Annotated in this window: 12 protein-coding genes; 5 read left to right on the top strand and 7 right to left on the bottom strand. The window is 63.6% G+C overall.

The features are described from left to right. Positions 1-64 precede the first annotated feature (64 nt). The 4 genes from G9C82_RS04530 to G9C82_RS04515 all read left to right on the top strand — a co-directional run bounded on the left by G9C82_RS04530 (position 65) and on the right by G9C82_RS04515 (position 4,782). The gene (locus G9C82_RS04530) at positions 65-1,132 is read left to right on the top strand and encodes a zinc-dependent alcohol dehydrogenase family protein (RefSeq protein WP_004963011.1); all 1,068 of its coding nucleotides are present in this window, start codon (positions 65-67) and stop codon (positions 1,130-1,132) included. Between the two features lie 129 nt (positions 1,133-1,261). Continuing rightward, on the top strand, positions 1,262-2,644 hold the full coding sequence (gene purB, locus G9C82_RS04525) for an adenylosuccinate lyase (RefSeq protein WP_127013476.1): 1,383 nt from the start codon (positions 1,262-1,264) through the stop codon (positions 2,642-2,644). 93 nt (positions 2,645-2,737) lie between these two features. After that, positions 2,738-4,045 (top strand): MFS transporter, encoded by a 1,308-nt coding sequence (locus tag G9C82_RS04520; RefSeq protein WP_004963003.1) that lies wholly within the window; start codon positions 2,738-2,740, stop codon positions 4,043-4,045. A 137-nt stretch (positions 4,046-4,182) separates the two neighbouring features. Beyond that, entirely contained in the window at positions 4,183-4,782 is a 600-nt protein-coding gene (locus tag G9C82_RS04515) for a phosphoribosyltransferase family protein (protein ID WP_319946525.1), read from the top strand. A gap of 25 nt (positions 4,783-4,807) precedes the next feature. Here G9C82_RS04515 and G9C82_RS04510 read toward each other — a convergent pair whose 3' ends face one another. From G9C82_RS04510 to G9C82_RS04490, 5 genes are all read right to left on the bottom strand, one after another. Continuing rightward, on the bottom strand, positions 4,808-5,935 hold the full coding sequence (locus G9C82_RS04510) for a M20 family metallopeptidase (RefSeq protein WP_121302649.1): 1,128 nt from the start codon (positions 5,933-5,935) through the stop codon (positions 4,808-4,810). Next, positions 5,935-7,170, bottom strand: coding sequence for a diaminopimelate decarboxylase (lysA, locus tag G9C82_RS04505; protein WP_121302651.1), 1,236 nt, complete (start codon positions 7,168-7,170; stop codon positions 5,935-5,937). Before lysA ends, G9C82_RS04510 begins: the two co-directional genes overlap by 1 nt. A 204-nt stretch (positions 7,171-7,374) precedes the next feature. Continuing rightward, entirely contained in the window at positions 7,375-7,854 is a 480-nt protein-coding gene (locus tag G9C82_RS04500) for a Tfx family DNA-binding protein (RefSeq protein WP_241244078.1), read from the bottom strand. A 121-nt stretch (positions 7,855-7,975) separates the two neighbouring features. Then, positions 7,976-8,347, bottom strand: coding sequence for a hypothetical protein (locus tag G9C82_RS04495; protein ID WP_127013475.1), 372 nt, complete (start codon positions 8,345-8,347; stop codon positions 7,976-7,978). 1 nt (position 8,348) lies between these two features. Then, positions 8,349-9,875 carry an aldehyde dehydrogenase gene (locus G9C82_RS04490; protein WP_127013474.1) on the bottom strand — a complete coding sequence of 509 codons (1,527 nt, stop codon included), beginning with the start codon at positions 9,873-9,875 and terminating at the stop codon, positions 8,349-8,351. 484 nt (positions 9,876-10,359) lie between these two features. Here G9C82_RS04490 and G9C82_RS04485 point away from each other — a divergent pair, with 484 nt between their 5' ends. Continuing rightward, positions 10,360-11,481, top strand: coding sequence for a polymer-forming cytoskeletal protein (locus tag G9C82_RS04485; protein WP_127013473.1), 1,122 nt, complete (start codon positions 10,360-10,362; stop codon positions 11,479-11,481). Between the two features lie 28 nt (positions 11,482-11,509). Here G9C82_RS04485 and G9C82_RS04480 read toward each other — a convergent pair whose 3' ends face one another. Further along, positions 11,510-12,037 carry a hypothetical protein gene (locus G9C82_RS04480; RefSeq protein WP_164734739.1) on the bottom strand — a complete coding sequence of 176 codons (528 nt, stop codon included), beginning with the start codon at positions 12,035-12,037 and terminating at the stop codon, positions 11,510-11,512. 289 nt (positions 12,038-12,326) lie between these two features. Then, a complete protein-coding gene (locus G9C82_RS04475) occupies positions 12,327-13,157 on the bottom strand; it encodes a 2,3,4,5-tetrahydropyridine-2,6-dicarboxylate N-succinyltransferase (RefSeq protein ID WP_127013472.1) in 831 nt (276 codons plus the stop codon). Positions 13,158-13,282 lie beyond the last annotated feature (125 nt).

Genomic DNA, 13,282 nt, shown 5'->3' with positions numbered 1-13,282 from the left:
GCGAAGATATTGTAGCTCAAAAACCATAATATTCATTAGTAAGATATCCTATGTTAATTGTGTAATGCAAGCAGTACTACTAGAAGAGTTTCAGGAGCCGCTAACAGTACAAGAAGTCGAACGCCCCGAACCGGAGCCGGACGGTGCCGTCGCCGAGGTCATCGGCTGTGGTATCTGTCGGTCCGACTGGCACTGCTGGCAGGGGGACTGGGACTGGTTCGGGTACCGGCCTGACCCGCCACACGTCCTCGGTCACGAGCCGACAGGCCGGATTGTCTCTGTCGGCGAAGACGTCGAAAACATCGAGGAGGGACAGGAGGTTGCCATTCCGTTCAACTTCGCCTGCGGGAACTGCGACCTCTGTCGAAACGGGCGGGAAAACATCTGCGAGAACCACATCGGTCTCGGGTTCATGAATCAGGCACCCGGCGCGTTCGCCGAGGAGGTCCACATTCCCAACGCCGACCTCAATGCCGTTCCGCTCCCGGACGACATCGATGCGGAGTCAGCCGCCGGCATGGGCTGTCGGTTCATGACTTCCTTCCACGCGATGGCCCACCGGGCACCGGTCAGTGCTGGTGACGACGTGGTCATTCACGGCTGTGGCGGCATCGGGCTCTCGGCGGTCCATATCGCGAACGCTCTCGGCGGCAACGTCATCGGCGTCGACCTGATGGACGAAAAACTGGACCGCGCCGAAGAGCTTGGCGCTGTCGCCACCGTCAACGCACAGGAGGTCGACGACCCCGCAAAGGCGGTCAGGGACATCACTGACGGCGGGGCCGACGTATCCGCAGACGCCCTCGGTATCGCAACGACCTGCCAGAACGCCGTAAACTCGCTCCGCAAAGGCGGGACGCACGTCCAGATCGGACTAACCACCAGCGAGGAGGCGGGGATGGTGTCGCTCCCGACCGACGAGTTCGTCGCCAAAGAAATCGATTTCAAGGGGTCACTCGGGCTCCAGCCATCGCGGTACAGCGAAATGCTGGACATGGTGGAATCGAGCAAGCTCGACCCGACCGCGCTGGTCGAGGACACGGTCGACATCCATCAAGTGCCCGACGAACTGGCCGCGATGAGTGACTACAACACGGTCGGTATCCCGGTCTGCAACGAGTTCAGCAATTAACGACGCGCCCTTTTTTATCGAACCCCCGTTTCTGCCCCGTTCCACCGTCACGCCACGCGTCGCAACTACACCGCGTCGCGGTTGCGGGAGAACGACACGCTTTTTCGCGCCTCCCGCGCACACTCGGGTATGACCGAGAGAGGGCCACTGGCCGCTGTTTCGCCGCTCGACGGCCGATACGCCCGCTACACCGAACCGCTCGTCCCGTACACCAGCGAGCGGGCGCTGATGCGCGCCCGCGTCGAAGTCGAAGTCGAGTATCTCATCGCGCTTGCCGACCTCGACGCCACACCATTGTCAATCGACGATGGTCAGCGCGCGACACTCCGGGCGCTGTACGAGGAGTTCGACGACGAGGACGCGAGCGTCGTCAAGCAACTCGAAACTGAGGGGTACGGGGAGTATTCGGCGACCAATCACGACGTGAAGGCCATCGAGTACTTCATCCGACTGGGTATGCCCGACGACCTCGACGCCGCCAACTGGATTCACTTCGGGCTGACCAGCGAGGACGTGAACAACCTCGCCCAGCGGCTGCTGGTCAAGCCCGCCGCTCAGGAGGTGCTGATTCCCGAACTCCGCGAGATTCGGGATACGCTGGTGGAGATGGCCCACACCTACGCTGACGTGCCGATGCTGGCCCGCACACACGGCCAGCCTGCGACGCCGACGACGTTCGGCAAGGAGATGGCGGTCTACGCCTCGCGGCTGGGGCAGGCCATCGGTCGTGTGGAGCGTGCTGCTGAGGGCCTCTCCGGAAAGCTCGCCGGTGCGTCGGGAACCTACGCGGCCCACGTCGCCGCCTACCCTGACGTGGACTGGCCGACGTTCGCAGAGTCCTTCGTCGGCGGCCTCGGACTGGAACACGAACCGCTGACGACACAGGTCAACCCCTGTGACGACCTCGCGGTCCTGTTCGACGCGCTCCGGGGCGCGAACAACATCTTGCTTGACCTCGACCTCGACGTGTGGCTGTACGTCTCGGACCGCTATCTCGGGCAGGAGGCCGTCGAGGGCGAGACCGGGTCCTCGACGATGCCTCACAAGGTCAACCCCATCGACTTCGAGAACAGCGAGGGGAACCTCTCGAAAGCGAACTCAGACCTTCGCTTCCTCGGCGACTACGTCACAAACTCCCGGCTCCAGCGGGACCTCTCTGACTCGACGGTCAAGCGCAACATCGGGGCCGCCTTCGCCCACTGTCTCATCGGCTACAGCAAGTGCCAGAACGGGCTGGCGAAGGTCGTCCCCAACGAGCAGGTAATGGCCGACGACCTGGCTGGGACGCCAGAGATCATCGGCGAGGCCGTCCAGACGATTCTTCGCCGTGAAGGGTACGCTGACGCCTACGAACAGGTGAAGAAGGCGACGCGAGGCCGCGAGGTTACTATTGAAGACTTCCATGATATGTTCGCCGACCTCGACGTGAGCGACGAGGTGCGGGCCGAACTGGAAGCGCTGACGCCGACCGATTACACGGGCATCGCGGAGCAGCAGGCCGACGACAGCTGAGGAGCGCTGTCTGGCCGCCACCGTTTTCGGGTCGACACGTCCCCCCGCGGTAAACGCAACTATCACGAGTGTGGCCGCCTTCGTTGGCAATAGATGGTCTTCGGCACTGACACGCGGGTTCTGACGCTCGCGTTCGCCCGGATGGCGGACGCGCTGGGGAACTCGTTTCTCATCATCGTTCTCCCCCTGTACATCGCCAGCGGACAGGTGTCGCTCGCCGGTATTGCCGGCCAGCAGATACTCGGGTTCACGCTTCAGACGGAGACGCTGATCGGACTGGTGCTCTCCCTGTTCGGTCTGCTGAACAGTTTTGGCCAGCCGTTTACCGGGCGACTCTCAGACCGGACCGGCAAGCGCCGGGTTTTCGTCCTTACCGGACTGGTACTGTTCGCTATCGGGAGCGCGGCGTACCCGTTCCTCTCTTCGTACTGGGCAGTCCTCGCTGCGCGGGCGTTTCAGGGCCTTGGCGCAGCCTTTACGATTCCAGCGACGGTCGCGCTGGTCAACGACTACGCCGCGAGTGACGCCGAGCGGGGCGGGAACTTCGGCGTGTTCAACACCTTCCGGCTCATCGGCTTCGGCTTCGGGCCGATAATCGCTGGCGTCGTCATCACCGGCGGACTCGCCGCGAACGACGTGGTGACCTACCGGATCGCCGGGACCGCGATATCCGGCTTCACCGCCGCCTTCGCTATCGCCGTGTTGGGCGCTGTTGTGAGCCTTGCCCTCGTGTGGGCGCTGATTCAGGACCCGCCGTTCGAGGCAGAGGCCGGAAAAGACCTCTCGATAGCGATTCTGGACCGGGACGGCGAGGGGCTGGATTCGGTGTTCGTCCTCGGCGTCGGCACGTTCATGATGGCGTCCACCATCGCGCTGTTTGCCACGCTCGAAGGCCCGGTTCGAATGCGGCTGAATGAGTCGACCCTGTTTTTCAGCGTCCAGTTCGCCGCCGTCGTCATCGCGAACGTCGTCTTTCAGGTGCCCATCGGGCGGGCGAGCGACCGGTTCGGACGCCGGCCGTTCATCGTCGCCGGGTTCGTCATCCTCGTCCCGTCGGTGTTCGCACAGGGAATCGTAACAGGTCCGTGGCTCATGCTCCTGGCACGGTTCGTTCAGGGCATCGCCGTTGCGCTGGTGTTTGCCCCGTCGCTCGCTCTTGCCGGTGATCTGGCCGGTGCCCGCGGGTCCGGAACGACGCTGTCTGTCCTGACGATGGCGTTCGGCCTCGGCGTCGCTATCGGGCCGCTGGCGTCGGGCCTGCTGTACAACTTTGGGTCGTTCAGTACGCCCTTCACCGCGGGTGCCGCGCTCGCGTTCGTTGGACTTGTCCTGACGTACACGCAGGTCGAGGAGACGCTAGACCTCGGGCAGGAGTCGGACCAGCCGGCACCGCAGGACTGAGACCGAGGACTGCGACCGACTGCTCAGCCGGCCGTCAGCCACGAAGACCGCTAACCGGAACGATTAGGATGTACGATTCCATATAATGTGGTATGTTCACAGACCGCTCGGATGCGGCGCAATAGCTTGTAGCCGCGCTGCGCCAGCGGGATGTCGTCGGCGATGTCGTTGTCACGCTCGCACCGAACGGCGTCCCGGTCGGCAACGTGGTCGCTGACGCGACCGGACTTCCAATGGATGTCATCGTCATACAACGTATACGCGCGCCAAACCACCCTGAGTTGACTATTGGGGCCGTCGCGCCGGGCGGCTTCTCGTGGATTAACAGCCCGATGATGCGGTTCCTTGACGTGAACTGGGAGTACGTGCAGGAGGCGAAGACGCACGCGAGCGACACTGTTGAGTCACGAGCGGTCAACTACGGCGAGACGTGGGGGCCGCTTGACGTGGCCGGCAAACGGGTTCTGCTGGTCGATGATGGGATTCCGACGGGGGCGGCGATGCGTGTCGCAATTCAGCGTCTGCGAAAGGCAGGTGCGAACGAGGTTGTCGCCGCTGCCCCCGTCGCACCGCCGGACGTGCTCGATGAGGTGCGGCGGTGGGCCGACGACGTCGTCGTCCCGCTAAAACCGGCGGCGTTTCAGGCGACTTCGGACTACTACGAGGAGTTTGACAGCGTGACAGACGAAGACGCAACCACGGCGCTCTCTGACCTCGTTCAGCGGCGGTCGGCGTAGGCCAGTCCGTCGGCGAGGCCGTGGCTTAGACCAGCCGTTCGACTGTCTCCCGCACAGCTCGTGCGGCGGTTCGAACTTCCGAGAGCCGGACGTACTCGCGTTTCGAGTGCGCAACAGCACCTGTTTCGTCGCTCAGGTCGCCGGGGCCGAACACCACAGTCGGCCCGTTGTTTGCAAAATACGAGGCTTCTGTCGCGGCCCCGAACTGCCGGACCGCGCCGCCGCTAGCTTCCTGCAGTGTGCGGACCAGTTCGGCGTCGGTGTCGGTCGCAAACGCCTCGGGAAACGGCGTATCCGGGCGGATGAGGTCCACGGTGAGGCCCATCGATTCCGGGAGCCACTGTTCGAGGTGGGCCTGCAGGTCCGCACAGAATGACTCGCTGGTCTCCGGCGGGACGCTCCGCCGGTCGAACGTGATAGTGCATTCGGCTGGGACCTGATTGGTCGCCTCGCCGCCCTCCACCATCGACGGGGTGAGAATAGGGTAACCGAGCGTTTCGTGTTCGCCTGGCCCTTTCTTTTCCTCGTAACTCTCCATCGCCTGCAGTATCGGCGCGGCGGCCCGGATCGCGTTGTGGCCGCTGCCGGGGTCGGCGGCGTGGGCACTCTCGCCGTGGATGGTGACCGTCCCCTCGAACTGGCCGCGGGCGGCCGTACACACATCGAGGCCAGTCGGCTCGCCGACGATGTAGCCGTCGGCGTCGATGGTGTCAGCGAGGTGTGCGCCGCCGGTCTGTGTCGTCTCCTCGTCGGTAGAAATCGCCAGTGTGACCCGGCCGTCGTCGGGCGTCACGGTGAGGAACGCATCGAGGAGCGCCGCGAGCGGCCCTTTCGCGTCGCAGGCTCCGCGGCCACAGACGATATCGCCGTCCCCGTCACCGCCAGTGCCGTCGATAGTCTCGTCTGGCCCCGGCGGCTCTGTCCGCCGCTCGTAGGGCAGATGCGGCGGGACGGTGTCGATATGCGTGTTGAGGAGGATATGCGTTCCGTCCTCGTCGCCCCGCGAGACGACGACGTTCCCGAGGTCGTCTATCTCCGGGTACTCGCCGGCGTCTTCCAGCGTGTCGACCAGCAGCGAGCGCATGTCGTCGACGTGCTCGTCTGACCGCGTTTCGACGGCCCGCCGGTGGAACGATGGGATGTCGAACGCCATTACCGTTCCATGCGGGTCACGTCCGCCAGCGTCTCGCGTTCCCGCACGACTCGCGTCTCGCCGCCCTCGAAGGCAACTTCTGCCGGCCGTGGCTGGGAGTGGAACTGGTTCGCCAGTTCGTAGCCGTACGCACCGGCGTTGCCGATTGCCAGCAGGTCAGTTCGCTCGGGTCGAGCGAGCGGTCGGTCAGTGCAGAACACGTCGGCGCTCGTACAGCAGGGGCCGCCGACCGACACCGGTTCGGCCTCCCGCTCCGGCGCGGTGACGTTCCGGATCGGGTGGTAGGAGCCGAACATTGCCGGTCGGATGAGTGTTGCCAGCGAGGCGTCGACGCCGACGACGGTTGCCGCCGGCGTCTCCTTGACCGTGTTGACCTCCGTGAGGATGCACTCGGCGTCGGCGACAACGTACCGGCCGGGTTCGAGTTTGACCTGCGCGTCGAGGTCCCCGACCGCCTCGCGGACCTTCTCGCCGACAATCTCCATGTCCAGTGGCTCGACGTCTTCTCGGTACGGCACGCCGAAGCCGCCGCCGAAGTCGACGAAGTCCAGTTCCGCGCCGTCGGCGATGACTTCTCGGCCCATGTCGGCGACCTTCCCGATGGCCCGACAGTGGTCGTCGAGGTCGTCGTGAAGGACGCCGCTGCCGGCGTGGGCGTGCAGGCCGACGAGGTCGAAGCGCTCGCGCACGTCGGCCGCGACTTCGGGCACCTCGTCGTAGGGAATGCCGAACTTGGCGTCTTTCCCCGTCGCGACCTTCTCGTGGTGGCCCGTCCCGATACCGGGATTGATGCGGATGGCGACCCGGCCGTCGTAGCCCCGCTCTTCGAGGCGGTCGAAGGTGTCCCGCGCACCCCCCGTAATCGTCAGCCCGGGGTGCTCTGCCGCCAGTTCGACGGCACGGTCGAGGTCGCGGTCCGGCGGATTGACGGCCGTGTACTGGAGCGTGTTCGGGTCTGCGCCGGCGTCGATAGCCCGCTGGAGTTCCCCCCAGGCGGCACACTCGATGTCAGCGCCTGTCTCAAGCAGTTTCGACAGAACGGCCTGTCCGGTGTGGGCCTTCGCGGCGTACATGACGTGGGCGTCGGGAAACGCCGCGGCGAACCGCTCGTAGTTCTCGGCGACGCGGTCGAGGTCAACGACGTACAGCGGCGTGCCGTGCTCGGCAGCTACCGCCTCCAGACGCTCGTGGTCCCAGTCCGCGAGGCGGCGGACCGGCGGCGAGTCGTGGCTCATTGGGGAAACCACGGTGTCGGCGGCTAACAAGGGTTCCGTTTCGATACACGGAGCGCCCCAACTGGCCATCTCGCTATTGGCTGACGCCTAGCTGGGGCCGGCGCTGCACGCAACAATCGTCTGTCGGGACTCAACGATGCGTCGGTACGTGCGCCATGTACTTCGATTCACGCAAACAGTACTGTTGCCGGACGCTATCCCCGGTCACTCTGTGCGTTCTGCCGACTGCTCTCGAACGTGTACGACACCGTCGTTTGTCACATCGATGCGGAGTGGCACCTGCACCGTGTCCTGCTGAATCGCCCCATCGACGGCGTCATCGATGAGTTGCAACAGATTCGAGGAGCCGTAATTGACCTCCACACCGGCCTCATCACAGGCGGCATACACCGTCGGTGGAATATCGTAGATATCGGTCCCGGCTTCGATGTCAACACAAACGGGTGCGGTCAGGGTGTTTGCGAAGGCGACCGTCTGGCGTGCTTTTTCCACGTTTTCTCTCGCATTGCGCTCGATGCTTGAAATATTCGCACGTGACGTGCCGAGCAACTCCCCGATATCACTCTGACGAATATCATGTTCGCGGAGCGCAAGCACCTCCGCCTGACGACGCGTTAGCACGCTCTCGTCCGCATCAAAGCCGACAGCAGCGAGCAGTTCGTCCGGGTCGATTCGCTCATCCATAGCCACAGGTCGGTAGCTGGACTGAAAACAACGTTGTTGCCAGCCGCGAGCGGCCATCCCTGGCCGTACTAAGTAAGGTGGACTGACCCTGAGCGACAGCACAGACTGCTGACTGCCGAGTTCACTGTTCGGTAACGGACACAGCGCCTGGCGACTGCCAGCGGGTCACGTCGCCGCTTGGGTGGCGTGCCATGATAATCGATTCGGCGTCGTGTGACCGGGCGAACCGCTTTACGACGGCAGCTTCAGCGAAGTCATCCGGAGCGTCGATGTACACCCGTCTGGTCAGCCCATCCGTGTGCAGTGACACCCACCCCGCCAGCGCCAGTTCGGTTTTGGGGTCCAGTGTTCCCTCAGCAGCGTCGGGCACCACCGCCCGGTACAGTCGCTCGTGCATCCCTGACGGGACGATGTATTTCGTCCCGTCGGGGGCGATGGACACGTTGGTGGCCTCGATCTGTCCGGGCGGGACTTGCGGGAACGGGACGGTCACATCAATCGAGTGAGATATTCACCGTCTTCGTCTGCGTGTAGTGGTCGATTGTCTCCTGCCCGATCTCTCGACCGATTCCCGACTGTTTGTATCCGCCGAACGGCTGGCCTGCCGGGAAGTCGTTGTAGGTGTTGACCCAGATGTTCCCCGCCTCGATGTCTTTTGCACACTGGTGTGCCTTCGAGAGGTCTTCTGTGAGGACTCCTGCTGCGAGGCCGTAGTCGACATCGTTAGCCAGTTCGATCATCTCATCGTACTCACTCCAGCTGAATACTTCCTGAACCGGGCCGAATATTTCCTCCTGGACCGCTTTGCTGTCGTGGTCAATCTCGTCAATGAGCGTCGGCGCGACGAAGCACCCATCCGAAAGGGCCTCATCGTCCGGCTGACTTCCCCCAGTGACGAAGGCTGCCCCCTCTCGTTCTGCCTCCTCGATGTAGCCCAGCGTGCGCTCGACCTGCTCCGCGGTCACTTTCGGGCCGAGATCTGTCGACTCCAGCAGTGGGTCGTCAACAGTCAGGTCCTCAGCTGCAGTCGCAAGCTCATCCAGGAATTCGTCTTTGATATCTTCGTGCACGAACAGCCGTGACCCGGCACAGCAGCACTCACCAGTATTAAAGAAGATCGACGTAATCGTCGTCTGGACGGCCTGTTCCAGGTCTGCATCAGGGAACACAACGAGCGGACTTTTTCCGCCCAGCTCCAGCGTCACGTCGGTGATGCTTTCGGCGGCGCTTTGCATTACTTTACTCCCGATTTCTGTCGATCCAGTGAATGCTAGTTTCCGGATGTCAGGGTGTTTCGAGAGTGGCTCTCCTGCTTCCGGGCCGAACCCGGTGACGACGTTAACGACGCCGTCTGGAATCACGTCCTCCGTGATTTCCATCAGTTTGAGAATACTCAGCGGCGTCTCCTCAGCGGGCTTCAGTACGACCGTGTTCCCGGCCGACAACGCCGGCGCGAGCTTCCAGGCCGCCATCAGGAGCGGGAAATTCCACGGGATTATCTGTCCGACAACCCCGTACGGCTCCCGGAGTGTCTGGACGTGGCGGCTATCGTCGGTTTCAATAGTCCGTCCCTCGCCCGACCGGGCGAGACCTGCGAAATACCGGAAGTGGTCGATAACGAGGTCAATATCGATCCGAGCCTCGGTAATCGGTTTCCCGTTATCTAAACTTTCGAGCTTTGCGAACTCCTCGCTTCGCTCCGCAATGGCGTCTGCGATACCGTCCAGCATCGCCTGACGTTCGCCTGTGGATAGCTCGCTATACGTCTCATCGTATGCGTTCCACGCGGCCGCAACCGCGCTATCAATATCCTCGGCTGTGCCGGCTTGCACTTCTGCAAGCGTTTCACCGGTTGTCGGGTCTATTGTTTCGAATGTCTCCCCGCCGCTGCTCTGGACCCATTCGCCACCGATGTACAGCTCCCGCCGATCCGGCAGCACCTCGTTTGCCGCCTGTTCGTGCCGCTTCTTTATCGCTGACTTCCGCTCTGTGGCGCTTTGTTGCTTGCTGTCACTAGACATATCTACGACCAATATTCCATGCCGTTAACACTTAAATCTGCATGGTGGTGTAGTCAGTAGCAATTACAAAATGCCGGCTTTTAGAAGGAGTGAAACTAGTATTGGTTTCGTTCTGCCAAACACAGTCCTAAATTACAATCGACCTGTCGCCCGGGATACCGCCGAAGAACGTCGTCGGGAACCACTGTCGACCTATCCCCAAATGTCGGATAGTCAATACAGAGATACTCGCTCGGGTCCAGCCCCAGCAGCCGATGCCCACGTTCTGAGTTCCGGTGCTTCGCGCGCTTCCGCCACACTTTGAGTGTGGCTCCTGTCCTCGTCGTTTCCAGCGTCATCTCCTCCACTGGCGACGACACCGCCGCGTTTCGAACCGACCGCTTGGATCGGACGGGTACAGCCCGATTCACACTCCTTGGATAGTATTCTCGTTGCCCGATAGTATCAACCTACATTTATTATCTTTCCAATATAATCGGGCCGTATGTCTTCCAGACTTTCAAGCGGTGGCATCCGGGTCGCGACGCTCGCGGTCGTCTCGCTCGTTTTGCTCTCAGCTGTGACTGGTACCGTCGCCGCGCAGTCGTATCAGGGAGCAAGTGGAACGATAGTCATCGGACCTGACGAGACGTACGACAGCGTCGAGGGGGTCGCCGGAACGGTCATCGTCCGCGGGACGGTGACCGGCGACATCGCAACCGCAGCGGGAACCGTCCACGTCACCGAGACCGGCGAGGTGGGCGGCAACATCGAAGCTGCAGCGGGGACCGTCCGTATCGACGGCACCGTCGGCGGCGACGTGAGCGTCGCCGGCGGCACAGTCGAGATCGGTGAGACAGCACAGATCGACGGAAACCTCGATGTGGGCGCGAGCTACCTCGCGCTTCGCGGGACAGTCGACGGGACCGTCCAAGCCGGCGCGGAGGAGTTTGTCCTCGGGCCGACGGCGTCGGTCGGCGGCGATGTCCGCTACGACGCCGCAACGTTCACCCGCGCCCCCGAGGCCGCGGTCGGTGGAAGTGTGGTCCGGGACGAAAGCATCGGCGCCAGCGCCGGTCCGGAGTTCGGTGAGTTCGCGCTGCCGTCGTGGGTCGGCGTCGTCTACGGCCTGCTCGTGAACCTCCTGCTGGGCGCGATCCTACTGGCTCTCTTCCCGTCGTTCTCGGCGCGCGTCGCCGGCCACGTCGCGGAGCGCCCGGCCAAGTCCGGCGGCGTCGGCCTGCTGGCACTCGTCGCCGTTCCCGTCGTCCTCGTTGTCCTCCTGTTCACCATCGTCGGCATCCCGCTCTCGCTCGTCGGTGCCGTCGCCTTCGGGGTCACGGCGTGGGTCGCGGTCGTCTACGGCCAGTTCGCCATCGGGTCGTGGGCGCTCTCGCTCGCCGACCGGGAAAACCGCTGGCTCGCGCTCGTCGTCGGCCTCGTCGGCTTCGCTCTCCTCGGCGCGATTCCAGTCCTTGGCGGCCTGCTCGAACTGGTCGCGTTCCTGCTCGGCCTCGGTGCCCTGGCGCTCACGCTCCGAGAGTCATACCGAAACCGCGGCGCGGAGCCATCTGGAGGCCGGCAAACGACGCTTGATGAGAGCGCTGGCGACACCGCCGCGGCGTGAACGCCGGCTGACGGAGTTGCGACGACGGTCACGCCTCGCTCGCCACGCTGTCGGGAGCCCTGCGACCCCTGGCCGCGGCGTAGGTCCAGCCGAGGAGCAGGCCGTAGGCGAGGTGGGCGACGCCGACCGACGCCACGACGAGGACGCTCCCGAGCATACCTGGCAGCGGGACCAGCGGCTCCGGGAACGACTGGACCCCCAGCGCACTCATCGAGACTGGGAGCAAGAACCCTGTCGAGAGCAGACCAATCGCGGCTGCGAAGACCACGCCGGCCGCGACGCTCTCCCCGACGGACTCGATCTGGCTGTGAAACACCGGCCGGGAAACGACGAACGCGAACAGCAGGCCGGCGAGGGCGCTGTTCAACAGGTGGACGACCCATCCGCCGACCACGGTCGGCCAGCCGTACAGCGCCCCGATAAACGGCATGAGGTTCGCTCCGGCGTGGAACACGACGCCCATGCCGACGCCAGCGACCAGCCCGCTCACACCGCCAGCGACCCATCTGTACTTCGTCACCGCAGAGAGGCGAGAGACGGTATGTCTCTGGCTCATGCGACATGGTTTGTAGTATGGTAACAAATATACAGACGATTGTTCACGCCGCGGTAACGAGTGCTTGTTCGCGCGGCCATAGCAACACATCCGGTGACGATGCCCACCGTCACCCGGAGACGATACTTCACGGCTCACGACGGTTGCTCTGTCGAGAGCCGCGGTTCGCGTACCCCTCGCTGCTCCACGGCTCCCCCGCCGTTCCGCCGAGGTTCTTCGCTTCGCTCAGAACCCCGCTACTCGCGGGTCACTCCGTTCCCCGCTCGTTGTTCGAGGCGCTCGCGCCTCGCTACTCCCGAAGCGCGTCTTCTCTCTCTGTCGCTTCCAGCGTCTCCTCCTCCACATCGGTCGCCACGACAGCAGGCTTGTACGCCCCGCCGGGGATCAGGTCGTTCTCACCGACCGAGGAGTCGACGAAGCGCTGGAACGCGCGCCGCTCTGGCGGCAGTTCGCCGTACAGTACTTCATCCTCGACGAGGTCGTACACCGGAATCCGGGGTGTCAGGAGCGTGTTCTCGCCGACAATAGACCCTTCGCCGACGACGAACCCGCTGGTGACACGGCAGCCAGCGCCCAGCGACACCTCGTCCTCGACGATAACCGGCGCGTTTTCGACCGGTTCGAGCACGCCGCCGATAAGCGTATTTGCGCCGAGTTTGACGTTCTCGCCGATCTGTGCGCAGGAGCCGACGGTATCACAGGAGTCGACGAGCGTGCCGTCGCCGACGTGCGCCCCGATGTTGATGAAGGAGGGCGACATCATGATACAGTCCTCGCCGAGGTACGCGCCCCGGCGGATGGTCGTCCCGTCCGGCGTGTTGCGGGTCCCGCGCTCGCCGAGGTCCGCGGTCTCTCGCAGCGGGAGTACATCGTGGTAGTCGACGCCGCCGTACTCGCGAGCGACGGTCTCGCGGAGGCCGAAGTTCAGCAGAATCCCCTGTTTGACCCAGGCGTTTGCCTCCCACTCGCCGCCGGACTTCTCCGCGGCGCGGACCTCACCGGCTTCCAGCGCCGTGAGGAACTCCGCAAGTACGTCGAGATGGTCGTCAGTCGCGTCGGTCGCTGAGAGGCCGTCCTGTTTCCGCTGCCAGAGGTCGTCGATGTCCGCTTTGAGGCTCATGGGGTTCACTATTTCGCGGATGGTATTACTTGTCGGGGTTTCGACTCAGAGTGTCTAACAGCGGCGCGAACGTCCAGCAGTACAGCTACGTCGGTGGCGACAACCAGAAGTGGACGTTCGAGCGG

The sequence above is a fragment of the Haloarcula sp. R1-2 genome (genome assembly GCF_011627385.1).
GTDB classification, from domain to species: domain Archaea; phylum Halobacteriota; class Halobacteria; order Halobacteriales; family Haloarculaceae; genus Haloarcula; species Haloarcula marismortui.
This window is presented reverse-complemented; position numbering and strand designations above follow the sequence as displayed.

Coding starts and splice junctions, on each gene's coding strand:
- G9C82_RS04490 (WP_127013474.1), bottom strand. CDS start 9,875: ATGTCTAGTGACAGCAAGCAACAAAGCGCCACAGAGCGGAAGTCAGCG.
- G9C82_RS04485 (WP_127013473.1), top strand. CDS start 10,360: ATGTCTTCCAGACTTTCAAGCGGTGGCATCCGGGTCGCGACGCTCGCG.
- G9C82_RS04480 (WP_164734739.1), bottom strand. CDS start 12,037: ATGAGCCAGAGACATACCGTCTCTCGCCTCTCTGCGGTGACGAAGTAC.
- G9C82_RS04475 (WP_127013472.1), bottom strand. CDS start 13,157: ATGAGCCTCAAAGCGGACATCGACGACCTCTGGCAGCGGAAACAGGAC.
- purB (WP_127013476.1), top strand. CDS start 1,262: ATGACCGAGAGAGGGCCACTGGCCGCTGTTTCGCCGCTCGACGGCCGA.
- G9C82_RS04530 (WP_004963011.1), top strand. CDS start 65: ATGCAAGCAGTACTACTAGAAGAGTTTCAGGAGCCGCTAACAGTACAA.
- G9C82_RS04500 (WP_241244078.1), bottom strand. CDS start 7,854: ATGGATGAGCGAATCGACCCGGACGAACTGCTCGCTGCTGTCGGCTTT.
- G9C82_RS04520 (WP_004963003.1), top strand. CDS start 2,738: ATGGTCTTCGGCACTGACACGCGGGTTCTGACGCTCGCGTTCGCCCGG.
- G9C82_RS04510 (WP_121302649.1), bottom strand. CDS start 5,935: ATGGCGTTCGACATCCCATCGTTCCACCGGCGGGCCGTCGAAACGCGG.
- lysA (WP_121302651.1), bottom strand. CDS start 7,170: ATGAGCCACGACTCGCCGCCGGTCCGCCGCCTCGCGGACTGGGACCAC.